Here is a 24,273-nt window from a genome sequence, read left to right as displayed (position 1 = left end):
ATTACAAATGCTAAACCTCTTGACACGCGTTGCAAACGCGCGCCAGCGGGGAAAATCAAGGGGCTTTGGTTTTTACTCACGCACTAAGCAGAGCTTAACGCGTACGTTGGAAATAATCTTTACTGCTTGCTTGCGGATTTAGATGGTTTTCTCGGAGGAGGGGCTAGAGTTGCGTGTCCGTAAATGCTTTCATCTTTTACAGCAACTGGCTCTAGGGGAGTAGCATCAAATCTTAATTTGCTGCCATCCCACCACATGGGTTTTCCTGCATGCTCTAAATCATTTTCATTAAACATAACTTCGTTCATGTTGGAATCGTATTCAGGAGAAAGCAGTTCTTTTGGGGTTTCAACTTTTTCATATCCTTTTTTGGTGCCTACAGCAATCCATGATAATTGCACATTGGATGTTCCGTTATTGTTTTCAACCACGGTGAATCCCTCTGCGCTTACCGATTCAATATACACTCCGCTGCTTTTTCCCATAGGTGTTACGGTAACAATTACCGGAACTTCTGAAGAAACCATGGAACTGTAGTTTCTGTCGAACCTTACAAATGCTTTTCCATTAGTAAGCGCTGCTGTTCCTTTAGCATACACATCCACGCTGGTGGAAGTAGGAACATAAGAAACAGTTCTGTCCGCACCCGGTCCATTATCATTTAATTGCGCAATCACATCATTAGTATAAGATTTTCCATCGACATACATACTATATCTTTCACCTTTAATATTCAGACCATAAATATTTCCTCTTATCCAACTTCCCACATCACCATACACACCTATTCCCATACTTGTTCGTTGTTGTGGAATAGAATTTGCCATTCTTCCTGTGCCAACATTATTACCAATGGCAGTGCCTACAAAATAACCAGAATAGTTGGCACTACCAGAAGTTCTATAACCAATAGACCCCCATTCGCCCGAAGTACCTTTGTAACCTAAAACAGCACCAGAACGAGTTGAACCCGAACCCTGAAGAGTACCATGTAATCCGAAGTGATAAGAAGAAGAAGACACATTCGCATCGCACAATACGCCATCATAAGAATTCCCGCTATTATATCCTGAACCGGAAAGAGTATTACTGGCTGTTGGTTGATTTGCGTAAAGCCCAACCTGATTACCTGTGAAAGCACCTCCGCTTCCGACCGTTAAAAAAGTAGCTGTGGCCAAATTGTTTCCTAAACCAACAAGCCCTGTTCCTGTAGAATTAAAGTTCCATCCTATTGTCCCCGCACTAGTTGGCTGACTTGATGAACCTGCAACACCAGAACCTCCTGCTCCCGCTACTGCCGCGGCAGTATTATCGCCTCGAATTCCTATTGCGTTATAAGAACCCGCAACTCCTGCATTGCCATTTCCTCCCCACATACCATAACCAGAGTACTGTGCTGTATATCCATCAACACCGTCACCCGTACTTCCTCCTGATGCAGCAGTGTTTTCACCATACACCGCAGTACCTGTGGTGACTGATGTAAGTCCATTTACAGGATCCGGATAAGTTGCGTTGCCTAACACTTCAAATAAATCGCTCGCATAAGTTGATGCTCCGGTATTATTCACTAAAATTTGTCCGCCAGATAATATCCTCATTCTTTGAGTGCCGGATGTATAAAAGCCCTGAGTGTTTGCTCCTCCTATGGGCCTGATATAATTTCCTCCGGCATAACTATAATTTCCATCAAAGAAAAGTGAACCACCGCTTGCCGAAACAATATCTCCGCCTCCATCTGCATAAATTGTTATACCGCTTCCGGTTGCAGGACCCACCACATCTAGTTTTGTTGTGCCGGGTGTTATGGTTCCGATTCCTGTATTACCCGCGTTGGTCATATAAAAGTCAGCACTAGTGCTTCTAGCAGAAAACCAAATACTGGTTCCTGGATTCATGTATCCGCCTGTGGCTCCTGTTGCGCGGTTATAGAAATATAAATCATTCGTATTGTTCATTGAATAGTCACTGCCTATTTCCATACCCAGTGTGCCGGTTTGTCCAAAGTTTATCCTTGTTCTTTTATTTACACCCGATGTTGTATTAAAAAATAAAAACGGTACATCGCCAGTATTATCTACCTGTACGCCATATAATGGTGTAATGGTTCCAAAACCTACCCTTCCACCGGTGCTTGGAACAATCAACGCATAATTATTTGTTGCGCCTGATGCACTGAAATAGCCGGCAATATTTGTTGTGGATGCCCCTGTTTTTTCCGCCCATATTCCATAACCCGTTCCGGCAATTGCTCCGCTGTGCGCTATGTGTAATCCTTTTGTACTTGCAGTAGTGCTTATCTGCAGCACTTCGAGCATGCTTAGCGTACTGTTTGCAGCACCAGATGTATTAACGGAAATGTTCTGCGCAAGAAGCCCCTGCCCTAAAGGGAGAAAGAAGGCGGAGAGTAACAGTGCGGAGTGTAAAATTATTTTTTTCATTGGTGTTGGGTTATTTGTGCGGATAGCGAATAGTTGCGAATCTTCGAATAACATCCATTGTATTATCATTCGTAAATTCGCAGTGATTAGTTATCTGTACCATTGTTCAACGGATAAAAACTTTTTTTGTTGCTATGGTTAATATGGTTTTTGTGAATATACTTTTTTGCGCGGCAAGAACCGCAGAAGCAATACATTATTGTTTTTTATTCTTATTACCATTCTGTAGTCCCTTTTTGCATCTATTGTAATTCGTATTCTGTATAGGGTTTCATAATTTTTCAGTTTCTTTATATTGTTAATTTGTGAGCCATGGTTTGCTTTTTCTATGTTCTTTAATGCGCGGTATATCGCTTTATGTGTTTCTTTGTCTTTAATTTTCCCAAGGTCTTTTCTGAACTTGGGTTTGTATTTTACATTCATCCGGCTTTAGTCCATTTCAACTCCCTGTTTGCGCAAGTATTCGTATAGTTCTTCCACCGGAAGTTCTTCTTTTTCATTGAGCGCTTCCTGTGCATGTTTTGCCAGCGCAAAGTCCTCCATTTCTTCTTCGCTGTAGAGTTTTGCTTTCACGCCCATCTTTTTAAATATTTTCAGAAACAGGTCTGCTTGTTTTTCGTTTCTGAGCGGAGCAATTAATGTTTTCATTGGCGTTGATTATTGTTGTGCTGATAGCGAATGAAAACGAATCTGCGAATAAGCAGCCCCATTCGTAAATTCGTAGTGATTAGTTATCTGTATCATTGTTGAACGTATAAAAATGTTTTTGGTTGCTTTATAATTTTAGTTCCGTTAAATCAAGTTCAAAGCCATTCAATACCTCTTCGCCTGAAAGTTTGCCGTCAAAGCCACTCATGGTTTTCACTTCGGTGCCGGGCTTGTATATGTAAATTTTTTGCGCGTCAATATCAATGAGCCAGCCCAGGCGGCAGCCCTGAGCGAGCCATTCCTGCATTTTGTTTTTGAGTTCGGGAAGCGAGTCGGTATCTGATTTTAGTTCTATGAGAAAATCGGGGCATAGCGGAGCGAATGATTTTTTTTCTTTTTCGCTGAGTGCATCCCACCGTTCTTTTTTAAGCCATGCTGCATCGGGGCAGCGCATGGCGTTATTGGATAGTGTGAATCCTGTGCTTGAATCAAAAACATAACCGGATTTATGTTTGTGATTCCAGTTAGAAAGTTGGCGGATAATTTCCGAATTGTGTTTCCCGGTATAAGAATGGGTGGGACTCATGATTAAAATATTTTTATTGCTGTTGCGCTCAATTCGCAAATCGCGGTTCTCGGCACAAAACTGCGCGAACTCGTCATCGGTCATCTCAACGGCTTTTTTATGTTTCAGCACAATGGGTTCCATACTCTGTTTTTATTCTGTTGAACGTATAAAAACTTTTTTTGTTATTGTATTGTTGTTGCCGCTCACCCCGTAGGAATTTCCAATGGGGTAAACCTTCACGCAGTAAACCGCGCTGGCAAGTTCGGGCATAAGTTTAATATGATTGTTTCCTTTCAGAACCGTGCGCTGCTCGGCATCCAGCCGCTGCCCCAGCACGGTGAAAAGTTCAATGGCATATTTTCCGTCTTCAGCCGCGGCAATGTCAATCATAATGCTTCCGCCTTCTGCGTAAATGTTCACGTTATCGCCCGCGCATCCGCTGGCGGCAACTGTTTCGCTGAGGGAAAAAGTTCCGTCATGATCGGTTTCGCGCACGCGGTAAAAATTAGTTCCGTACGCATCGCGATCAACTGCCGAATAATTTTTCACCGTGCTTGAATTGCCTGACGCGGGCACAGCGGCAATGGCGGTGAAATTATTTCCGTCTGAACTTTTTTCCACCGTAAAAAAATCGGAGTTCTGCTCGGTGGCGGTGCTCCATTTAATAATTACATCAGCTCTGTCGCATCCGGTAGAAAGAGAGAGCCATTCGAGAGGAAGAAAATTGCTTGCGCGGGAAAGCACCCATGGAGAAAAGCTGGATATACTTCCTGAATTAACAGTTCCCACACCACTTGTAACAGCATTGCTTCCGGCTCCAACGGGCGCATCCCATCCGGTGCCATTCCATCGCTGGGGTTTGATAACATCGGTATTTGATGCGGCTAAAGTATTTTCGGCTGAAGGATAAGAAAAGGTCATATCGGCCGTTGCAGCAGCCGAAACATTGATTCTCCACCAGCGGTCAATCACATCATTGGTAAAGGTTCCTCCGGTGCCCTGAAATATTGCAGTAGGTGAAGAATATGCGTATGGTAAATTGTCTGATGCTGCTGTATGATAGGTAGAGGCATAAAAGTTAGCGCTGCCCGCAGAAGTTTTATTAAAAGTGAAAGGAATATAGTCGCTTGTGTTATAACCGAAAGGAATTATATAAGAAGCAACTGTTGTTCCGGCATCCCATTTCACATAGTTAAAATCGCTTTCTGAAATAATCCATCCTGCAGTGCTTGAAGCTCCCTGAATAGCAGTGTTGGCAGGGTTGTCAACAACAAGATAAATTGGAGTTCCGCTTGTGCCATTTGAAAGTTTAATATAGGTTGCTGTTCCTCCGAACTTCAGTATTGCCTGCCCATAAGAATTATTTTGCCATGCAAGCAGTGCAAGTAAAGCAAAAAAAGAAAATATGATTGCGCGTCCCGACTTTGTCGGGATCTGTCCTGTGGCAGATAGTTTTTGTTTCATGTGCAGAACATTACCAATCAATTACAAGTTTAAGCACTATATTGTAAATAACAAGCAGTAAAGAAAACATTTCGACCAGTTCCTGTTTATAATAGACGAATGTAGCAATTTCTTCGATGAATTTTGGGCTTGTTGAAAGTTTCAGGGCATGTATTTTGCTGATTGCCACCTACTAAATTACGAATGGATACTAATGTACCAATAACAGCCAGCGCCAGATTGATACTTTAACAAGTTAATTTACTTTTGCCGAATGAGAAAATGGCTGCACTTTGAAATAAGTGATGTAAACATTTTCAAAGAAAATATTTTGCATTGCGCATCGGGTTTTTCGCGCGCGGGTGTTCTTCAGAGCAATGAATATAACGGCAGCGAAACCGAGATGCTTGTTGCGCTTGATTGCGCGGAAGAAATTATTTGCAAGGAGAACTGTTTCGATATGCTGAAAAATTTTTACGAATCAAAACAGGACTGGTTGTTTGGGTTTTTATCGTATCCGGCTTCCCATTTACAAATGGATACAGGAGGTGAAGCGCATTTCTTTCAGCCGAAATATGTTTTCATTGTCAGGAAAAATAAAGTTGAAATTGGATTTCTGCCGGAAGTTTCTTTGGAAAATGAAATTGAGAATTTGTTTTATAAAATTCTGAATTTCTCCTTGCCCCCTGTCCCTTGCCCCTTGTCCCTTGAAATCTCACAAAGAATTTCAAAACAAGATTACATTCAAACCATAACGAGAATTAAAAAACACATTCAGCGAGGCGATATTTACGAAATGAATTACTGCATGGAATTTTTTTCTGATACTGCAGAGATAAATCCCGCAGAAGTTTTTTTGAAACTGAATGAAACTTCGCAAGCGCCTTTCTCTGCATTTTACAGGAGGAACAATAATTATTTACTATGCGCAAGCCCCGAACGGTTTCTAAAGAAGGAAGGAAAGAAAATAATTTCCCAGCCGATTAAGGGAACTGCAAGGCGGGGAAAAACTTTTGAAGAAGATTTGCTGCAAAAAGAAAAATTAGCAAACAGCGTAAAAGATAAAAGCGAGAATGTGATGATAGTGGATTTAGTGCGGAACGATTTGTCCAGAACGTGCGAGAATGTAAAAACGGAAGAGCTCTTCGGCATTTATTCGTTCAAACAATGGCACCAGATGATTTCCACCGTGAGCGGAGAAATGAAAGACGGAGTTCATTTTACCGGTGTAATCAAAAACGCTTTCCCTATGGGTTCCATGACAGGCGCACCAAAACTCAGCGCGATGAAACTGATTGACAAGTTTGAAAAAACAAAGCGCGGGCTTTATTCCGGAGCGGTTGGCTATATTACACCTGAAGGAGATTTTGATTTCAACGTTGTCATCCGGAGTATTCTCTATAATTCCGTTTCCAACTATTTATCCTTCTCGGTCGGAGGCGCCATCACCGCCAACTCAATTCCCGAAGAAGAATACGAAGAGTGTTTGCTGAAAGCGAAAGGAATGTTCTCTGCGCTAGGCGCAGAAAATCCCAAATCCGAAAAAACAAATTCCAAAGAATACCAGAACTCTTTGGTTTGATGTTTTGAATTTGACTATTTGTCCAGATAGTTATCGGGATTATTTGTAATTTGAGTTTTGTATTTTGGAATTTCATTTTATGCTGGAACAATTTTTAAATTTTATCCGGAAAGAAAAACTGGGAGATAATTCCCGTAGTTATCTGCTAACCGTAAGCGGTGGCGTTGATTCTATTGTAATGTGCGATTTGTTTTTCAAAGCGGGATTTTCATTCGGCATTGCGCATTGTAATTTTAAATTGCGGGGAGAAGAATCGGAAGAAGATGAGGAGTTTGTAAAATCAGTGGCAGGGAAATACAAAGTTGCATTTCATAAAAAGTCATTCAGCACAAAAGCATATTCGGAGAGAAAAAAAATTTCCATCCAGATGTCTGCCCGCGAATTGCGCTATGAATGGCTGAAGCGATTGGCGAAGGATAAAAAATATGATTGCATCGCAACGGCTCATCATCTGGATGATTCCATCGAAACATTTTTCATTAATCTTTTGCGCGGAACAGGAATTGCAGGATTGCAGGGTATTCAGGTGAAGCAGGGAAATATTATCCGCCCACTGCTTTTTGCAAACAAGAAAATGATTCACGATTATGCGGATGAAAATAAACTGCAGTGGAGGGAAGACAGTTCCAACTTCACCGATAAATATTTGCGCAATTCCATCCGCCATCATTTAATTCCTTCTCTGAAAAGGTTGAATAAAGGATTTGAAAAAACCATCACCAAAGAATTATCTTACTTCAAAGAAGCGGGAGATATTTTCAAAAAGTTTATCGAGGAAAAGAAAAAAGAAATCATTGTGGAAGATGGGAAAAATATTCTCCTCAACATTAAAAAACTCAAAGACAGCGGTCATGCCGAAACCGTTCTCCATGAAATTCTCCGCGCATACGATTTCAATCCGGAAACCACAGAACTCATTGCGCAAAGAATGTACACGACAGCAGGGAAAAAATTCCTTTCACCAACCTATCGGCTGATTAAAGACAGGGAGTTTTTTATTCTGACACCAACACATCCTGCGCAAGAACATCCCCCGCTCCGACAAGTCGGAGCACCCCCTTCGAAGGGGGACAAAGAAAAGTTTCTTCTGAAAAAAAATCAAACCGAATTTCAGAATGAAAATCTGAAACTGAAGATGGAAATTATGGATGGAAATATTTCCGAAGTGAAAGACAAATCTCCGCAGACGGCTTATATTGATTTGGCGAAACTTGAATTTCCGTTAACGCTCCGCAAATGGAAGCAGGGCGATTTCTTTTTTCCCTTAGGCATGAAAGGGAAAAAGAAACTCAGCGACTTTTTTATTGATATTAAACTCCCGCTCAATAATAAGGAAGAAACATGGGTGCTGGAATCTTCTACTAATATAGTATGGGTTATCGGCCACCGCATTGACGAGCGCCATAAAATCACTCCGCGCACAAAGAAAATTTACAAGGTTGCACGGGTTGCCTGACGAAAAGCGAAAATATCCCAGCGTTCGTCTTTGATTTTGCCTTATTCGTCTAAATCCTTAAAACATTTCAAACATTCTGGCGTTAGAAAATGAAAACACAAAACATGAGCCCAACGTCTACCGCAACAATTATTTCACCGATTAACAAAGAAGACATCAACACACTCCGTTTTCCAACAGAGGAAGTTCTGATGTCTTCGGACGCGATTGAACAGCGAAAAATTCTGCTCGAACGCGCAGTTGTTCTCGGAAACACATTCAAGGGGAAGACAAAATTAATTTTTGAAGATGACGAATGCATCCGTCAGATTGAAACGCACATCTGGGGACTCACGGACAAGCGCGTAATTTTGAAACAGGGAATTGTAATACCAATACACAGAATTCACGAGGTAAAACTCTGATAAAGATAAATTCCTTTTCCCGGTTCACGGGAGATGGGGGTTTTTCATGGGGATAAGCCGTCCGAGGGATCGGGCGGCTTAATTTTTTTATTCCACGTGGCTCAGCCGAAGCATATTCGTTCTTCCTTTCTCAATCAACGGCATGCTTGCGGTGTTGATGATTAGGTCATCGGTTTTCACATGCCCTGCGCGTTTCAAAAAATCTTTCAGGTCATTCATTGTTTTATCGGTACTCTCGTATTTATCATAGTAAAATCCGCGAACACCCCAAACCAAACTCAGCGCAGAGAGAAGGGTACGATTATCCGTGAATACAAAAATATTCGCGTGCGGACGATGCGAAGAAATTTTAAAAGCAGTGTAACCGGAATTTGTCATAGTAACAATTGCGGAAACATTCGCCTGGTGAGCCATTACGCAGGCGTTGTAGCAGATAGAATCAGAAATAAAAGTTTGGGTTTTCAAAAGAGGCGGGTGCTCGCGGTAATAAATTTTTGTTTCCTGTTCCACGCGCTCAATTATTTTCTGCATGGCGATGATAACTTCTACGGGATATTTTCCAACAGAAGTTTCTGCGCTTAACATGACCGCGTCCGCTCCGTCCATCACCGCATTGGCAACATCGTTCACTTCCGCGCGGGTGGGAGTAAAATTTTCAATCATGCTTTCCATCATTTGTGTGGCGATGATGACGGGCTTTGAGGCGCTGATGCATTTTTCCACCAGCATTTTCTGAATCATCGGCACCTGCTCCATCGGAAGTTCCACGCCTAAATCTCCGCGCGCCACCATGATTCCATCTGCAAGGTCAATGATGTTGTCAATTTCTTTCAGCGCTTCGGGTTTTTCGATTTTTGCTATGACGCGCGCATGTTTATGTTTCTCTTTTATTTTCTTTTTCAAATCAACCACATCCGTAACTGAGCGCACAAACGAAAGTCCAATCCACTCCACATCATTTTCCAAAGCAAAATCTAAATCTTTTAAATCTTTTTCAGTTAAGCACGGCAGAGAAATTTTTGTGTTGGGAAGATTCACGCCTTTGTTCGAGGAAAGTTCTCCGCCTGTAATTATTTTTGCTTTTACTTTATCTTTTTTATTTGTCCCAACTACTTCCAGCAAAAACTTTCCGTCATTAATCAGAATGCTGTCGCCCACCGCCACGTCTTTTGCGAAATGTACATAAGGAACGTGTAAACGTTTTTCATCTCCCAATCCATCGTAAGAAGTGAAAACAACTTCTTTTCCTTCTTTCAGAAGGACATTATCATTCTTAACTTTTCCGATTCTGATTTTCGGTCCTTGCAAATCGGCAAGTATGCCGATATTGGTATTCATTTTTTTATTGAGCGCGCGGATGTGCGATATTATTTTCTTTACATCACCATACGAGCCGTGAGAAAAATTAATGCGGAAAATATCTACGCCTTCTTCAATCATTCTTTTCAGAACTGTTTCCGATGAAGAAGCAGGACCGACCGTTGCGACAATTTTTGTTTTGTTATGCTTGATCATTTTTTCAGAATACAAAATTTTCTTTCGATTTAATTTTCTTCGGGTCTATCTCGAATGCGGTTTGCACGAAGGTAACGTCTTTCACTTTTTTCAGTATGGAATTCTTTTCAACGGACGGAATGCTTCCCTGCACCATGAGTAAATAATCTGCCTGCTTGAATTCAGGAACCAGGAATTTATTTTCGGCTTTGTTCAATATGATTCTGTAATCCGTAAACATTGCTTCATTTCGAAAAGCAAACATGGGAAATTTTGTCTGGGTAGTTTGGTTTTTCTCCTGCACTTCCATGTCTTTATCTTTTGCAAATGTTGCTTTCAGTTGATTGTTCAGCGCCCAGCACAAGCGATAGGGCTTTTCTCCGCAACTGATTCCAAAAAGAAAAAAATCATAGTCGTTATGTATGAGTAATTTTTTTTTTGGTGCCATAATTTACTTATCTGTCATTCCGAATCCCGCCTCGGGTGAGGAATCTCCCGATAAAGATTCTGCATATCATCAGGAGATTTCTTGCTTTCGCTCGAAATGAGAATTTCTACCATGACATTATTTCTTCGTTTAAGAACTTCCATTTCGGATTAAATGAATTAATCAATTTATCTTTCTTTTCCCTTCTCCATTTTTTTATTTCTGTTTCTCTTGCGATTGCCTGTTCAATGCTTATGTGGTGCTCATAGTAAACCAAATATTCACAATTATATTTAACAGCAAATGAATTCTTTTTAGATTTTTCTACCGTGTGTTCGTACAATCTCTTCATAATATTATTTGTCACTCCTATATAAAGAACGTTTTTATGCTTATTCGTTAAAATATAAACGTAATAATTATGTTGCCTCATTTTACTTCTCAATAATGCCTTTGCTCAACATCAGGAGATTTCTCGCTTTGCTCGAAATGACAGCCGCAATAATTCAATATCCTAATTTCTCCCGCACTCTTTTCAAAGTCGTTCGCGCAATTTTTCTTGCCTTCTCCGCTCCGTGCAAAAGTTTTTTATCCAGTTCGGCTTTATCATTCATGTAACGATTGAATTCCTCGCGCGGGGTTTTGAATTTATCCAGGATGAGTTCAAACAATGCTGTCTTCGCGTGGCCATAACCATATCCTCCTTTTAAATACTTTTCCCGCATCTCTTTTGTCTGCGATTCGTTCCCGAGAAGTTCGTATAACTTGAACACGTTATCCTTGTCAGGATTTTTTGGCGCTTCGAGCGGAGTTGCATCGGTGACAATGCCCATCACAACTTTCTTCAACTCTTTCTCAGGAAGAAAAGGGTTTATGTAATTGCCGTATGACTTGCTCATTTTTTGTCCGTCAGTTCCGGGAACAACCATCACGCGCTCATCAATTAGCGCATCGGGCATTACAAATGTTTCTCCGTAATAATTATTGAATGCAGTTACCATATCGCGCGCCATTTCCAAATGCTGTTTTTGGTCTTTGCCCACGGGAACAAAATTCGCATTATATAAAATAATATCGGCCGCCATCAGCACAGGATATGTGAAAAGCCCGGCATTCACTTCTGATAATCTTTCTGATTTTTCTTTGAATGAATGTGCATTTGCAAGCATCGGGTAAGGAGTAAAACATGAAAGATACCAGGTGAGTTCACAAACTTCCGGCACATCGCTCTGACGGTAAAAAGTATTTTTCTCAGTGTCAAAACCAAACGCCAGCCATGCTGCGGCAACTGAATAAGTATGGTCTCTTCTTACGGCCGCGTCTTTAACAGAAATTAAAGAATGTAAATCAGCAATGAAAAGAAAAGAATCATTTTCTTTCTTTTTGGAAAGTTCAATTGCGGGCGCAATCGCTCCGAGAATATTTCCAAGATGCGGAACTCCTGTGGGTGTTATGCCGGTTAAAATTCTAGACATAGTTTTTTCTGTCATTTCGACCAAAGGGAGAAATTTCCTTTTGTGCCAGACGAAGAAGATTCTTCGCTTCGCTCAGAATGACACGCATTATTTTTATTTCATTCCATGTGATTCTTTCCAAATCTGGTTGAAAGATTTCGGTGCAACTTTCGGAAGTTCTCTTCGGCTTCCCCATTGCTTTTTGAAAAACTGGTTGAGCATAAAATTTTTCAAAGTCGCTCCGCCTTTTTCCATCGTTTTACGTTTCATCATCGCCTTCTTCCAGAAAACCCACATTAGATTTTCCGTGGAAGAAGAAGTTTTTTCTTTTACTGCGTCTCTTCTGTTATATAACAGCAATTTATGCAAATCAATTTTCACCGGGCAAACTTCGGTGCATTTTCCGCAGAGCGAAGATGAATAACTCAAATGCTTGAACTCTTTCATTCCCCATAATTGCGGAGTGAGCACAGAACCAATCGGTCCGCTGTAAGGAGAAGCATACGCATGCCCGCCAACTCCCTGATAAATCGGGCAACCGTTCAAACATGCACCGCAACGAATGCAATGCAATGCTCTTCGCTGTTCAACTTGTTCAAGAACATTGCTTCGTCCGTTATCGAGAAGAACCACATACATTTCTTCAGGGCCGTCAACTTCTCCGTTTTGTTTCGGGCCTGTGAGAATGGAATTATACACCGTAACATTTTGTCCCGTGCCGAAAGTTCCGAGCAAGGACCAGAATAATTCCATATCCGCAAGCGAAGGAATTATTTTTTCTATTCCGACAATCGCGATGTGAACTTTTGGAAACGCCATAGAAAGCCATGCGTTGCCTTCGTTTTCTGTGAGTGCAACTCCTCCAATATCCGCGATGAGAAAATTTCCACCCGTGATTCCCGCTTCGGCAGAAACATATTTTTCGCGGAGAAATTTCCGAACCCATGCGGTGATTTGCACAGGAGTAAAATCTTCTGGCGTTCCTTTTTGCTCGTGAAATGTTTTTGCCACATCTTCTTTCGAAAGGTGCATGGCGGGAGTCACGATGTGATAAGGCGCTTCTTTTCTGAGTTGAACAATGAATTCTCCCAAATCAGTTTCCAATGATTCAATTCCTTCTTTCTCCAGCGCTTCGTTGATGTGAATTTCTTCCGTGACCATGGATTTTGATTTCACCACGGTTTTTGTATTGTAGCGCTTGAGCACTTTCAGAATTTCCTGATTCGCTTCTTCTGCATCGCGCGCCCAAATCACTTTTCCTCCGCGCCTGATAAAGTTCGCTTCAAACTCAATTAAATATTTATCGAGGTTGTCAATTGCTTTTGCTTTCAAAGCAGAAGCGCGCTCCTTCGCAAGTTCTAAATCAGAAAATTGTTTTTTCCCTTCTACAACTTTTTTATCATACTGTGAAATATTGAAAAAAAGTTTCCTGCGGTGTTCGGGGTCGAACACTTTTTTTTCTGCGTCATCCAGAAATTTTTCTGCGGTGGAAACTGCCATAAATAAAAATCGAAATCAAAAATACAGAGGAAAAGTTATTCTTGACTATGAATGGAAAAGAATTATCAACATTATTTTTCTTTCTTCTTCGCTTTCTCCACGCGCAAACCCACATCCATAATAAACGGAACTTGCTCCGTGCGCATAGCATGCTCGTACTGGAAATGATATTTTCCAGCCAGAGGGAATTTCACTTTCGGCATCCAGAGAATTTGATTATCCCAGATATCGCCCGCGCCATCGCCCTTCCATTGCCCGTTTTCATCGACAAGAATACATTCAACGGTATCTTTTCTTGTTTTTCCATTAGGAAAAGTGATGGTGGCAAAAATGTAAAGGTTGGCATACGGATAATGACTCGCATTGCGCACGTTCACATATAAATTATAAAGCGAAGTAGTATCGGGAATATCTACATCAAACGAAATTTTATTTTTCACATCCCAGTTATAATCGGGGATATCGGTGTTGTCTTCAAAAACTCTGTTTGAATCACAAGCAGAAAGCATAAACACCAGCAGAACTATTGCCAACTGCCGACTGCCGACTGCCAACTTTTTTCTCATCTGCGATTCCTGTTGCGGTTATTTCTATTCCTTCCTCTGTTTCTATTATTGTCTCTGTCGCGGTTTTTATTTTTATCAAAGCGCGAAATGCTATCCTGTCCTACCACATTCTGATAATCGGGTTCTTTTATTTTCGGAACAAATGCTTCTGCTTTTTTTAACTCTTCGGGTTTTTTTCCTTCTTTGTTCATTGCTATAATTTCTTTCACACGCTCTACAGAAAGCGGTACAAAAACGCTTCTGTCATTTTCGTGCGCATACCAGATTGTGCGCCTGAAAATATCCGTCTTCATGTGAAATGCTCTTCCATTCTGCGTCTCGAGTGGAATTTCTGTATTCGGAAAATCTTTTATTGCATCGAGATAAGAATCCAATTCATAATTCAAACAGCATTTCAATTTTCCGCACTGCCCTGCGAGTTTGACAGGATTGATGGACAATTGCTGGTAGCGCGCAGCCGTTGTGTTCACCGCGCGGAAATCTGTTAGCCGGGTGGAACAGCAAAGCTCTCTTCCGCAATCTCCAATACCACCTAATCTTCCTGCTTCGTGGCGGAGAGAAATCTGTTTCATTTCAATTCGCATTCTGAATGCGCCCGCATAATCTTTTATCAGCTGGCGGAAATCTACTCTTCCTTCAGCCGTGTAATAAAAAATCGCTTTGCTTTTGTCGCCTTGAATTTCCACATCTGAAATTTTCATTTGAAGCCGGAGGAACAATGCCATTGTGCGCGCCCTCACCTGCGTTTGCGCTTCGAGCGCCTGCGCTTCTTTCCACTTGTCAATGTCTGTCTGCTTTGCAATGCGGTATACTTTTTTTATTTCTTGAGATTCAGGATTTACATTTTTCTTTTTCATCTGCGTGCGCACGAGTTCGCCTGCAAGAGAAATAATTCCTATGTCATAACCAGGCGATGCTTCGGTGGCAATCACATCCCCGACTTTAAGCGAAAGATTATTTACGTTGCGGAAAAATTCTTTGCGCGAATTTTTGAAACGCACTTCAACGCAGTCAAATGGTTTTTGCTCAGAGGGTAATTGCACATCCGCCAGCCAGTCGAACACATTCAGTTTGTTGCATCCGCCAATTCCGCACGCGCCATTGTTACGGCATCCGCCCGGCAAACCACCGCTGGCAGTGCCGCATCCTCTTCCGGTTGAACATCCTGAGCAAGACATAAGGTTTGTACCTGAGTTTAAACTTTAGATACAAACCTAAGAAAAATTATTGGAGAACTATTCTTTTACGAAACTGGCTGAGAACCTGAAATCTCCATCCGTTATCTTAAGCATATAAAATCCGCTTTCAAGTAAAGAAACATCTATTCGGGTTTGCAGCATTCCGCTTTGAATTTTTCTTCCGAGCAAATCAAGGATTTCAAATTGTGCTTGCGGATTTTTTCTCGCATAGTTTAAGTAAATGAATTCAGAGGTTGGATTAGGAAAAATAAAAATTTCATTTTCTTTTAATTCATTCGTGCCGGTAGGTAGAATATCATGAAAAGAACTCACCGCGTCATTTGTTACAATCGGTTCATTGTAATCAAAATAAATATATGCCATATTGTGAATGTATTTTCCTACAATTGTTTGTTTGGGTTTTATCCTGTATTGAACAAAGCCAGTTGCATTAGCCGCAAGGTTAATGTTTGGAAAATTTACCGCAAGGACGTTGCCATTTACTATTGCCGTGTTCGTATGGCTGTAATTAATTTCCTGCAGCGTAGATGGATCTAAATTTTTATCTAAGGTGTCCGTAAGATGAATATTCATAGCCGGTGCAGTGCCCGTATTTTCAAAACGAATAGTATATGTAAACCACCCCTGATAACCAATCGGAACAGTTTTGGGATAAACTTCTTTTTCATTTGGGTCGTGAGAATTTTCTACAACATAACAATATGAATAAATATTATTAGTCGTGTCAATATCTCCCGCTGTAGGAGACACACTTACACTCGCACAAATTATATCTCCTGCCTGCGCGCTGGTCATGGTCTGAAAAATCAAATTAAAATCAGTAGAGTTATTTATCAAACTAAAATCTGAAATCGAATAAGTGAAAACATTTCCTGAAACGGAAGGAATAAGAGCTCCCGGTGCAGGCCCGATGTAATTCACGTTGCCAGTTACAGAAATCTGAACCTGCCCGCTCACCCCTGTTGCGCAATTAAGATTGTATCGTTTTGACATATCGCCTGCTGATATAAATAATTCGTGCTGAAAACCGGGAAAAATCAGTTGACATCCAGTTGTGGCGGACTGAACGCCCACATCAAATCCAGGCTTGCAGGCAACAGCAAAATTCACATTTGTATCAAGTAAAGTTGTAGTGACAACCGAATCCAATCCCGGATTTGCGCAAAGGGACATGACAAAAGGTATTGCCACCGTATCTACTGAAGCAGTATACGTTCCTGCCGGCTGGGGAAAATCATATACCCCGTTGATTGCAGTAAAAGTTTTTGCGAGAAAATTATTTGCATTATCATATAACTGAACTGGAATATTTATTAAAGCCCCATCTCCCGCGTCCATCGTGCAATTTCCGTTATTGTCTTTGTAAGTAAATCCCACAATTCCCTCTGCCGGAGGACATCCGTTTGAATTGGCAGGAGAACAAAGAGGAAATGACAATGTGGTTAAATCCATATTCGGAATATAGTTTGGCAAGCAGTTGAACGGATTGTTATAAATATTTAGCCAAACAATTGAATTCGGAAAAAGAGGAAAGCAGGGAATATTATTGTTCTGGCATGAAAGATAAATGAGAAGGTTTGGTAAAGCAGGAAGTGAGGTGAGGAAATTAAAATCACATCTTACATCTACCAATGAACTCGGAAGCGGAGGAAGATTTGTTAATTGATTATTCTCACAATAAAGATAAGCCAGGGAATTTGGCAATGCAGGTAGAATGGATAACTGATCTTGCTCACAACTCAACCAATAAAGAGAAGCGGGCAAAACAGGAAGATTTGCCAGTGGATTATATCCGCAATCCAGCTCTGAAAGCAAATTGGGCAATGCAGTTAAATTAGCTAATTGATTTTGTGCACAAGCAAGCCAATAAAGCGATGACGGTAAAGCAGGAAGACTTGCTAACGCATTATTACTGCATTCAAGTCCTTGAAGGGAACTTGGTAAGGAAGGAAGAGATGTCAAAAAATTATTTCCGCAATCTAAACTAACAAGTGAATTAGGAAGCGCGGGAAGCACGTACAGCGAATCAGAATTACAATATAATATTTGAAGTGTGCCCGGTAAAGTTGGAATACTATCCAAAGAATTAAATCCGCAATTCAAAAAATAAAGTGCTGGCGTGAGCGCAGGAAGATTTTTCAGTGAATCAGAATAGCATTCTAAATAAGTAAGCGCATTTGGCAAAACAGGAAGCTGATGCAATGGATTATTATAACATTTTAAAAATCTAAGTGTAGGCGGCAAAGAATAAGGTAAACTATCCAAAAGATTGCTTCCGCAAATCAACGTATCAAGAGTTGGAGGTAGTGGCGGAAGAAATTTTAATCTGTTAGGAGCATATGCATAGACTCCGTTTCCACAATCCAAAGTAATAAGCGAAGAAAAATATTGAACCCCAGTTAAATCAAAAACAGAATCGTTTTCAATTTCAATCCTCGCAAGAGAAGTGACTACAGAATTAGTTGTATCCATTTGATTGTTGTTCATTGCCACAGGAATATGCGCATTCAGCCAATCGGCAAATTTTGTATCGGGAATAGTTACATATTGTGCATTGCAAAATGTTAAGCAACACATTATTTGTATTGCAGTCATGAGAGTTATTTTTTTCATTGTAGTGAGTTTTAATTTTTATTTTTCCGGAGCACTCACCGGCAGCAAGCAACATCCCTTTAGTTCCCTGATGCCTGTCTGCCGGCTATATGGCTCCTTTTCTTTTGTAAAACAAATATCGGTTGGCGAAAGGAGGTTTTGAAATCAGAATGAGGAGTAGTTATACTAATCAGAAAATAGTCGTTTGAGATTAGATGTTAGATATTTGATGTTTTAACCTATTATCTTCTAACATTCAACATTTAATAAAACGACTTAATTATACAAGTCAAGACCATTTACCAATTCTTGTTTTAATATACATATCCAAAACATAATTATTACATTTGTTATTGAACTTTAAACTTTATATATTAAACTTTAATCTGATTTAAAGCTACATGTCCAGAACTGCTTCCGATGATTTGCATAAACTGATTTGGTCGCTCTTACCAGCGGAGATCCGGTATTTCAAAATCTTTTCCTCCCGCCATTACGATGCGAACGACACCAATTATGTGAAACTGTTTGATGCCATTGCAAATCATAAAGAATATGATGAGGCAAAAGTTTTGGAGAAATTCAAAAAAGAAAAGTTCATCAAGAAATTCAGTATAGCTAAAGCAAGATTGTATGAATCCATTCTTCGTTCATTGGATATTTATCATGCCGGCTCTTCCATTGATGCGGAACTGAAACGCGAAATCCATTACGCAGAAATTCTTTGCAAAAAATCGCTGTACGACCAATGCGCGAAAGTTTTATCAAGTGCAAAAAAAATCGCTGTGAAGTATGAAAAGTATTCTGCCTTGCTTGATATTTATCTCTGGGAAAAGAAATTAATTGAGAAAGACAACTACTCTGGCAAAACAGAAAAACACATAAATAAATTTCTTGAAGAAGACAAACTCATAGGAGAGAAAATAAAAAACTTCAATGACTATTGGAACATCAAGAGCCACCTCTTTATGATTTTATACAAGCAGGGCAAAGCAAGAACAATAGATGAACTTCGGCAATTCAAAAAAATAATTGACAACACGCTACTCAAAACAGAATCGGAAGCGCTTTCCACCGAAACAAAATATCTCTACCACCATATCTACATGGCATATTATTTTGGAATCGGTGATTACAAAAAAAGTTACGAGCATCTGAAGAAAAACGTAGAACTCATTGAGAATTCCAAACACATTTTTGAAGAAGAGCCGAATATTTATTTCTCTGTGCTCACTAACATCATTTATATCTCCAGCCAATTAAAAAAATTTGAGGAAGCATTTTTCTACTTGAAAAAACTTCGTGAAGTGCCTCACACGTTCGACATCCGCAAGAACAAGGACATGGAGATAAAACTTTTCTCTTCCACTTTCAGCATCGAGATTACCTTATATAATACGCTCGGTGATTTTGAAAAATCAATGGAACTAATTCCTGTCATCGAGGACGGATTGGATAAATACTCAAGTAAAATCAACAAACTCCGCGAAGCATATTTTTATTCGAGCATTGCCGTGGCGTGTTTCGGCTCTGAAAAGTTTTCTCAAGCGCTTCGCTGGAACAACAAAATCCTCAACGATAAATCCATCGAACAGCACCAGGACATTCACTGCTTCACTAAAATTTTTAATCTCATTGTCCACATCGAACTTAAAAATGAATCGCTCATTCCCTATACCTACCGCGCTACGCACCGCTATCTCAAACATCGCGAGCGTGCGTATAAATTCGAAAATGTGTTTTTGAAATTCGTGGAACGGCTGATGAAAGAGAAACAGAAAAAAGTTTTGGCTGAACAATACCGCTCCTTATACAATGACTTAAAGTCACTTGAAAAAGATCCTCTTGAACAGCCTGTGTTTGAGTTTTTCGATTTCGTTTCATGGGCGCAGAGCAAGGCGGAGAATCGGTATTTCAGGCAGATTGTGGAGGAGAAATCGAAAGAATAAGACTCCAACTTTTCTTTTGCCATCTACCTACTTTTCGGTATCTTTGTGTAGAAATAAAAAGGAAATAAATTATGATAACAGTTTCAGAAAGCGCAAAGCAAAAAGCGCTGGCATTAATTAAGGAAGAGAACAAACCTGCAGACACGTTCATTCGTGTGGGCGTAGAAAGCGGTGGCTGTTCAGGACTTTCTTATAAAATGGAATTCGACAACCAGATTAAAGAAGGCGATCAGGTTTTTGAAGACAAGGGAATGAAAATAGTGGTGGACAAAAAAAGTTTTCTCTATCTCGTTGGAACAGAGTTGGATTTCTCAGGCGGACTGAACGGAAAAGGATTTGAATTCAAAAATCCTAACGCTCAGCGCACCTGCGGATGTGGAGAAAGTTTTGCAGTGTAAAAAATACCAGGCAAAATTTTTTTGCCCGAAAAAATGTTTGGAATGAATCTAAATAAGCATGTTCCGAGGAAAGCGAGGAATCTCATAAAAAAGATTTCTCGACTTCGCTCGAAATGACAGACAAAAGAAAATGAATGACAAAAACGAAATATTAGAAAAACAAATTTCGACCGAATATAAATACGGTTGGTCGAGCAATATTGAAATGGACTCGGCACCGAAAGGTTTGAGCGAGGAGATTGTGCGTTTTATTTCGAAAAAGAAAAACGAGCCCGAGTGGATGCTGGAGTGGAGGTTGAAAGCATTCCGTCATTGGCTCACCATGGAAGAACCCCGCCACTGGCCTCATTTGAAATGGCCGCTCATCGATTTCCAAGACATTATTTACTACGCGGCACCAAAACAAAAAGCAACCGTTGCAAGTTTGGATGAAGTGGATCCCGAACTTTTAAAAACATTTGAGAAACTCGGAATTTCCCTTGAGGAACAAAAACGTTTGACTGGCGTTGAGTCCACCATTGCGATTGACGCGGTGATCGACAGCGTTTCCGTGAAGACAACTTTCAAGGAAGTGCTTGCCGAGAAAGGAATTATTTTCTGCTCGTTCAGCGAAGCGGTACAGGAACATCCCGAACTCGTGAAAAAATATATGGGAAGCGTTGTTCCTTATACAGATAATTTTTACGCGTCACTGAACAGCGCGGTCTTTTCCGATGTTTCCGGATTAACACTGCAGGCACCGGACAATTTGAAAGAACATTAATTATTGCCGATGAAGGCGCATACGTTTCCTATCTCGAAGGATGCACTGCCCCCGCCCGCGATGAGAATCAACTGCATGCTGCCGTGGTGGAAATCGTGGCGCATAAAAACGGAGAAGTAAAATATTCTACCGTGCAGAACTGGTACCCCGGTGATAAAGAAGGAAAAGGAGGCGTATATAATTTTGTTACGAAGCGCGGAATTTGTCTGGAAGAAAATTCAAAAATATCCTGGACGCAGGTGGAAACTGGTTCAGCAATCACATGGAAATATCCGAGTGTAATTCTGAAGGGAGATAATTCCGTTGGCGGATTTTATTCTATTGCGGTAACAAATAATTTTCAGCAGGCCGATACGGGAACAAAGATGACGCACATCGGGAAAAATACACGAAGTACGATTGTGAGCAAGGGAATTTCTGCAGGGAAAAGTAATAACTCTTATCGCGGATTGGTGCGGGTCGCGAAAGGCGCAAGCAACGCACGGAATTTTTCGCAGTGCGACAGCTTGCTGATGGGCGATAAATGCGGGGCGCATACATTTCCCTATATAGAGATAAAAGATAAATCCGCAATAGTCGAACACGAAGCCACTACAAGTAAAATCGGGGAAGACCAGATTTTTTACTGCAACCAGCGAGGAATTGACAATGAAAAAGCAGTGGCACTCATCGTGAACGGATATTGCCGTGAAGTTTTAAATCAATTGCCGATGGAATTCGCTGTAGAAGCACAAAAACTTTTAGCGGTAAGTTTAGAGGGAAGTGTAGGATAATAAAAAATCAAAAAAACATGTTATCAATAAAAAATTTACATGCGGGAATTCCGGGAAAAGAAATTCTGCAGGGAATAAATCTTGAAGTGAAGGCAGGGGAAGTGCATGCCATCATGGGGCCGAACGGTTCCGGCAAAAGCACGCTTTCGAGTGTGCTCGCTGGGAAAAAAGAGTATGAGGTTACTGAAGGCGAAGTGATTTTCAAAGGAAAAAATATTTTAGAGATGTCGTCTGAAGACCGAGCGCGCGAAGGATTGTTTCTTGCGTTTCAGTATCCAGTGGAAATTCCCGGTGTGAGCAACATTAATTTTCTGAAGACAGCGATTAATGAAATCCGCGCACACAAAAATCTTTCTCCTATTGACGCGAAAGATTTTCTGAAGATGGTGAAAGAAAAACAGGCGCTCGTGGAGATCACAGGCAACCTTGCCAACCGCTCGGTGAACGAAGGATTTTCAGGAGGAGAAAAAAAACGCAACGAAATTTTTCAGATGGCGATGCTGGAACCAACGCTTGCGATTATGGATGAAACGGACAGCGGGCTTGACATTGACGCACTTCGCATTGTGGCAAATGGCGTGAACAAACTTCGTTCGAAAGAGCGTTCGTTTGTGGTGATTACACACTACCAGCGTTTGCTAAATTATATTGTTCCTGATTTTGTGCATATACTTTACGAGGGGAAAATTGTGAAATCAGGAGGCAAAGAACTGGCGATGGAACTGGAAGAAAAAGGTTACGACTGGATTAAAAAAGTGGCAGTCGCATAAAGATGGTAGCGATAATAGAAAATAAAAAAATAATTCCGTTACAACTCGAAGAAGAATTTCAATTCCTTCTTGGAAAAACTTTTTCTGCAGAACCCGATTGGCTGAAAGAAAAAAGAAAAGAATCGTTTGAAAAATTCCTGAATGCAGGAATTCCCACGAGAAAGAACGAGGAATATAAATATACGGATGTAAGAAAATTTTTTGCGGGAACATTTTCTGCAGTTCATAATGATGTCCACAACCTCGCTCTTGACTATATTAAAATTTCCGTTGACAAGAATTCCGTCAAACTAGTTTTTGTAAATGGATGGTTATATAAGGACTCTACATTGAGCGCAACTCTTCCAAAAGGAGTTGTGGTGGGAAGTATGGCGAATGACGGTTTGTTTCTGCATAGAGCTTTATTGGAAAAATATTTGGGTTCATCACTTGAAAATAACTCTGATGCATTTGTAGCGTTGAATACTGCATTGTGGTTTGACGGTGCATTTATTTATTTGCCGGCAAACATTATTTTAGAAAAAACAATAGAAATCATTCACATCTGCACCGGAGAAAATGAATTGCTGGCAAGCCCGAGGCACTTAATCATCGCAGAAAAAAACTCTGAAGCACATATCATTGAGCATAGCATTTCCTTGAACGTGAATAAGCGTGTGATTGTAAATTCTGTGGCGGAAGTTTTTGCGGAAGAGGATGCCAAACTGAATTACTACAAAATCCAGAATGAGAATTCAAGTGTGTTTCAGCTGCACAACACGCAAGTAGTTCAGAAAAAAAATTCGCATTTCGACACGAATACTATTACGCTTGACAGCAACTGGGTGCGCAATACGTTGAACATTTCCATTGAAGGCGAGAATTGCGAAACGCATCTGAATGGTTTGTTCATTACATTGGATTCCCAGTTTGTGGATAACCATACGCGCGTGTATCACGGCAAAGCACATTGCCAAAGCAACCAGTTATACAAAGGAATCCTCGATGGAAAATCCACAGGTGTCTTCAACGGAAAAATTTTTGTGGAACGCGATGCACAAAAAACAAATGCTTACCAGAGTTCAAAAAATATTCTGCTGACCGATGATGCGACAATCAACACCAAACCAGAACTGGAAATTTATGCCGATGACGTGAAATGTTCGCACGGCTCATCAACCGGAAAAATAGATGAGGATGCTTTGTTCTATCTGCGTTCGCGAGGATTGGGCGAAGCAAGTGCAAGGCGTTTGCTGCTGAATGCTTTCGCGAATGATATTTTGAACACAATACAAATTGAATCGCTGAAAAATTATCTTGAGGAATTAGTCAATAGTAAATTAGAGAAATGATAACGAAAGAAAAAAATATCGCGCTTGACGTTCAGAAAATCCGAAAAGATTTTCCGATTCTTTCCCGTACGGTGAACGGAAAGCCATTGATATATTTCGACAATGGAGCGACTACGCAAAAACCCAGACAGGTAATTGATGCGATTGTAAAATATTACTCAGAGCAGAACGCAAACATTCACCGAGGGGTTCACCGCATGAGCCAGGATGCAACGGAGCAATACGAGAATGCGCGCATAACCATTCAGAAACACATTAACGCAAAATCTCCCAACGAAATAATTTTTACGCGCGGAACAACAGAATCAATAAATCTCGCGGCAACTGCTTTTGGAAAAAAGTTGGTGAAGACAGGGGATGAAATAATTGTTTCAGAAATGGAACACCATAGTAACATCCTTCCTTGGCAAACACTATGTGAAGAAAAAGGCGCGGTACTAAAAGTAATCCCAATAAATGATGCGGGAGAATTAAGAATAGATGAGTTCAAAAAATTGTTGAGTGAAAAAACAAAA

General features: G+C 40.6%; 21 protein-coding genes and 1 pseudogene. 9 read left to right on the top strand and 13 right to left on the bottom strand.

All coding sequences use genetic code 11. From position 1 onward, the window contains the following. Window positions 1–119: 119 nt before the first annotated feature. The 5 genes from HY063_02040 to HY063_02020 form a co-directional block, all read right to left on the bottom strand. Window positions 120–2,441 carry a hypothetical protein gene (locus HY063_02040; GenBank protein ID MBI3500547.1) on the bottom strand — a complete coding sequence of 774 codons (2,322 nt, stop codon included), beginning with the start codon at window positions 2,439–2,441 and terminating at the stop codon, window positions 120–122. Window positions 2,442–2,579: 138 nt separating this feature from the next. Beyond that, window positions 2,580–2,864, bottom strand: coding sequence for a type II toxin-antitoxin system RelE/ParE family toxin (locus tag HY063_02035; GenBank protein MBI3500546.1), 285 nt, complete (start codon window positions 2,862–2,864; stop codon window positions 2,580–2,582). A gap of 6 nt (window positions 2,865–2,870) precedes the next feature. Continuing rightward, window positions 2,871–3,089 carry a hypothetical protein gene (locus HY063_02030; GenBank protein ID MBI3500545.1) on the bottom strand — a complete coding sequence of 73 codons (219 nt, stop codon included), beginning with the start codon at window positions 3,087–3,089 and terminating at the stop codon, window positions 2,871–2,873. 127 nt (window positions 3,090–3,216) lie between these two features. Continuing rightward, window positions 3,217–3,798, bottom strand: coding sequence for a Uma2 family endonuclease (locus tag HY063_02025; GenBank protein ID MBI3500544.1), 582 nt, complete (start codon window positions 3,796–3,798; stop codon window positions 3,217–3,219). A gap of 9 nt (window positions 3,799–3,807) precedes the next feature. After that, the gene (locus HY063_02020) at window positions 3,808–5,121 is read right to left on the bottom strand and encodes a hypothetical protein (GenBank protein ID MBI3500543.1); all 1,314 of its coding nucleotides are present in this window, start codon (window positions 5,119–5,121) and stop codon (window positions 3,808–3,810) included. A 253-nt stretch (window positions 5,122–5,374) separates the two neighbouring features. Between HY063_02020 and HY063_02015 the strand changes: the two genes are divergently transcribed. From HY063_02015 to HY063_02005, 3 genes are all read left to right on the top strand, one after another. Further along, a complete protein-coding gene (locus HY063_02015) occupies window positions 5,375–6,682 on the top strand; it encodes an anthranilate synthase component I family protein (protein MBI3500542.1) in 1,308 nt (435 codons plus the stop codon). Window positions 6,683–6,761: 79 nt separating this feature from the next. Beyond that, window positions 6,762–8,138, top strand: a complete 1,377-nt coding sequence (tilS, locus tag HY063_02010; GenBank protein MBI3500541.1) for a tRNA lysidine(34) synthetase TilS — start codon at window positions 6,762–6,764, stop codon at window positions 8,136–8,138. Window positions 8,139–8,242: 104 nt separating this feature from the next. Next, a complete protein-coding gene (locus HY063_02005) occupies window positions 8,243–8,542 on the top strand; it encodes a hypothetical protein (protein ID MBI3500540.1) in 300 nt (99 codons plus the stop codon). Window positions 8,543–8,629: 87 nt separating this feature from the next. Here HY063_02005 and pyk read toward each other — a convergent pair whose 3' ends face one another. The 8 genes from pyk to HY063_01965 all read right to left on the bottom strand — a co-directional run bounded on the left by pyk (window position 8,630) and on the right by HY063_01965 (window position 17,795). Next, window positions 8,630–10,057: a pyruvate kinase gene (gene pyk, locus HY063_02000; GenBank protein MBI3500539.1), complete on the bottom strand. Its 1,428-nt coding sequence runs from the start codon at window positions 10,055–10,057 to the stop codon at window positions 8,630–8,632. A 4-nt stretch (window positions 10,058–10,061) separates the two neighbouring features. Beyond that, on the bottom strand, window positions 10,062–10,484 hold the full coding sequence (locus HY063_01995) for an IPExxxVDY family protein (GenBank protein ID MBI3500538.1): 423 nt from the start codon (window positions 10,482–10,484) through the stop codon (window positions 10,062–10,064). A 106-nt stretch (window positions 10,485–10,590) separates the two neighbouring features. Continuing rightward, window positions 10,591–10,896 (bottom strand): GIY-YIG nuclease family protein, encoded by a 306-nt coding sequence (locus HY063_01990; GenBank protein MBI3500537.1) that lies wholly within the window; start codon window positions 10,894–10,896, stop codon window positions 10,591–10,593. Between the two features lie 73 nt (window positions 10,897–10,969). Then, window positions 10,970–11,938: a tryptophan--tRNA ligase gene (gene trpS, locus HY063_01985; protein ID MBI3500536.1), complete on the bottom strand. Its 969-nt coding sequence runs from the start codon at window positions 11,936–11,938 to the stop codon at window positions 10,970–10,972. A gap of 93 nt (window positions 11,939–12,031) precedes the next feature. Then, window positions 12,032–13,417, bottom strand: coding sequence for an iron-sulfur cluster-binding protein (locus HY063_01980; GenBank protein ID MBI3500535.1), 1,386 nt, complete (start codon window positions 13,415–13,417; stop codon window positions 12,032–12,034). A 71-nt stretch (window positions 13,418–13,488) separates the two neighbouring features. Further along, on the bottom strand, window positions 13,489–13,983 hold the full coding sequence (locus tag HY063_01975; protein MBI3500534.1) for a gliding motility lipoprotein GldH: 495 nt from the start codon (window positions 13,981–13,983) through the stop codon (window positions 13,489–13,491). Continuing rightward, window positions 13,980–15,161, bottom strand: coding sequence for a hypothetical protein (locus HY063_01970; protein MBI3500533.1), 1,182 nt, complete (start codon window positions 15,159–15,161; stop codon window positions 13,980–13,982). The genes HY063_01975 and HY063_01970 overlap by 4 nt, the downstream gene beginning before the upstream one ends. A gap of 57 nt (window positions 15,162–15,218) precedes the next feature. Beyond that, a complete protein-coding gene (locus HY063_01965; protein MBI3500532.1) occupies window positions 15,219–17,795 on the bottom strand; it encodes a T9SS type A sorting domain-containing protein in 2,577 nt (858 codons plus the stop codon). A gap of 380 nt (window positions 17,796–18,175) precedes the next feature. On the opposite strand from HY063_01965, the gene HY063_01960 reads away from it, so the two are divergent. The 6 genes and pseudogenes from HY063_01960 to HY063_01935 all read left to right on the top strand — a co-directional run. Next, window positions 18,176–19,723 (top strand): hypothetical protein, encoded by a 1,548-nt coding sequence (locus tag HY063_01960; GenBank protein MBI3500531.1) that lies wholly within the window; start codon window positions 18,176–18,178, stop codon window positions 19,721–19,723. A gap of 71 nt (window positions 19,724–19,794) precedes the next feature. Then, entirely contained in the window at window positions 19,795–20,121 is a 327-nt protein-coding gene (locus tag HY063_01955) for an iron-sulfur cluster assembly accessory protein (protein MBI3500530.1), read from the top strand. Between the two features lie 130 nt (window positions 20,122–20,251). Then, window positions 20,252–21,657, top strand: a pseudogene (sufB, locus tag HY063_01950) (Fe-S cluster assembly protein SufB). A 17-nt stretch (window positions 21,658–21,674) separates the two neighbouring features. Further along, entirely contained in the window at window positions 21,675–22,427 is a 753-nt protein-coding gene (gene sufC / locus HY063_01945) for a Fe-S cluster assembly ATPase SufC (GenBank protein MBI3500529.1), read from the top strand. 2 nt (window positions 22,428–22,429) lie between these two features. Next, window positions 22,430–23,758, top strand: coding sequence for a Fe-S cluster assembly protein SufD (sufD, locus tag HY063_01940; GenBank protein MBI3500528.1), 1,329 nt, complete (start codon window positions 22,430–22,432; stop codon window positions 23,756–23,758). Further along, window positions 23,755–24,273, top strand: a 519-nt coding sequence (locus HY063_01935) for an aminotransferase class V-fold PLP-dependent enzyme (protein MBI3500527.1), incomplete at its 3' end; no start/stop codon positions are given. The genes sufD and HY063_01935, both read left to right, overlap by 4 nt.

The organism is Bacteroidota bacterium (assembly GCA_016195025.1).
GTDB lineage: Bacteria > Bacteroidota > Bacteroidia > Palsa-948 > Palsa-948 > Palsa-948.
The sequence above is the reverse complement of the archived record's forward strand: the minus strand, read 5'-3'. Positions and strand labels throughout refer to the sequence as shown.

Excerpts from the sequence above, each read along its gene's own strand:
- trpS (MBI3500536.1), bottom strand. The coding sequence starts at position 11,938 with ATGTCTAGAATTTTAACCGGCATAACACCCACAGGAGTTCCGCATCTT.
- sufD (MBI3500528.1), top strand. The coding sequence starts at position 22,430 with ATGGTAGCGATAATAGAAAATAAAAAAATAATTCCGTTACAACTCGAA.
- HY063_02025 (MBI3500544.1), bottom strand. The coding sequence starts at position 3,798 with ATGGAACCCATTGTGCTGAAACATAAAAAAGCCGTTGAGATGACCGAT.
- HY063_01955 (MBI3500530.1), top strand. The coding sequence starts at position 19,795 with ATGATAACAGTTTCAGAAAGCGCAAAGCAAAAAGCGCTGGCATTAATT.
- HY063_02015 (MBI3500542.1), top strand. The coding sequence starts at position 5,375 with ATGAGAAAATGGCTGCACTTTGAAATAAGTGATGTAAACATTTTCAAA.
- HY063_01980 (MBI3500535.1), bottom strand. The coding sequence starts at position 13,417 with ATGGCAGTTTCCACCGCAGAAAAATTTCTGGATGACGCAGAAAAAAAA.
- HY063_02035 (MBI3500546.1), bottom strand. The coding sequence starts at position 2,864 with ATGAATGTAAAATACAAACCCAAGTTCAGAAAAGACCTTGGGAAAATT.
- HY063_01990 (MBI3500537.1), bottom strand. The coding sequence starts at position 10,896 with ATGAGGCAACATAATTATTACGTTTATATTTTAACGAATAAGCATAAA.
- HY063_01970 (MBI3500533.1), bottom strand. The coding sequence starts at position 15,161 with ATGTCTTGCTCAGGATGTTCAACCGGAAGAGGATGCGGCACTGCCAGC.
- HY063_01975 (MBI3500534.1), bottom strand. The coding sequence starts at position 13,983 with ATGAGAAAAAAGTTGGCAGTCGGCAGTCGGCAGTTGGCAATAGTTCTG.
- HY063_01995 (MBI3500538.1), bottom strand. The coding sequence starts at position 10,484 with ATGGCACCAAAAAAAAAATTACTCATACATAACGACTATGATTTTTTT.
- HY063_01960 (MBI3500531.1), top strand. The coding sequence starts at position 18,176 with ATGTCCAGAACTGCTTCCGATGATTTGCATAAACTGATTTGGTCGCTC.
- sufC (MBI3500529.1), top strand. The coding sequence starts at position 21,675 with ATGTTATCAATAAAAAATTTACATGCGGGAATTCCGGGAAAAGAAATT.
- HY063_02030 (MBI3500545.1), bottom strand. The coding sequence starts at position 3,089 with ATGAAAACATTAATTGCTCCGCTCAGAAACGAAAAACAAGCAGACCTG.
- pyk (MBI3500539.1), bottom strand. The coding sequence starts at position 10,057 with ATGATCAAGCATAACAAAACAAAAATTGTCGCAACGGTCGGTCCTGCT.
- tilS (MBI3500541.1), top strand. The coding sequence starts at position 6,762 with ATGCTGGAACAATTTTTAAATTTTATCCGGAAAGAAAAACTGGGAGAT.
- HY063_02005 (MBI3500540.1), top strand. The coding sequence starts at position 8,243 with ATGAGCCCAACGTCTACCGCAACAATTATTTCACCGATTAACAAAGAA.
- HY063_01965 (MBI3500532.1), bottom strand. The coding sequence starts at position 17,795 with ATGAAAAAAATAACTCTCATGACTGCAATACAAATAATGTGTTGCTTA.
- HY063_02040 (MBI3500547.1), bottom strand. The coding sequence starts at position 2,441 with ATGAAAAAAATAATTTTACACTCCGCACTGTTACTCTCCGCCTTCTTT.
- HY063_02020 (MBI3500543.1), bottom strand. The coding sequence starts at position 5,121 with ATGAAACAAAAACTATCTGCCACAGGACAGATCCCGACAAAGTCGGGA.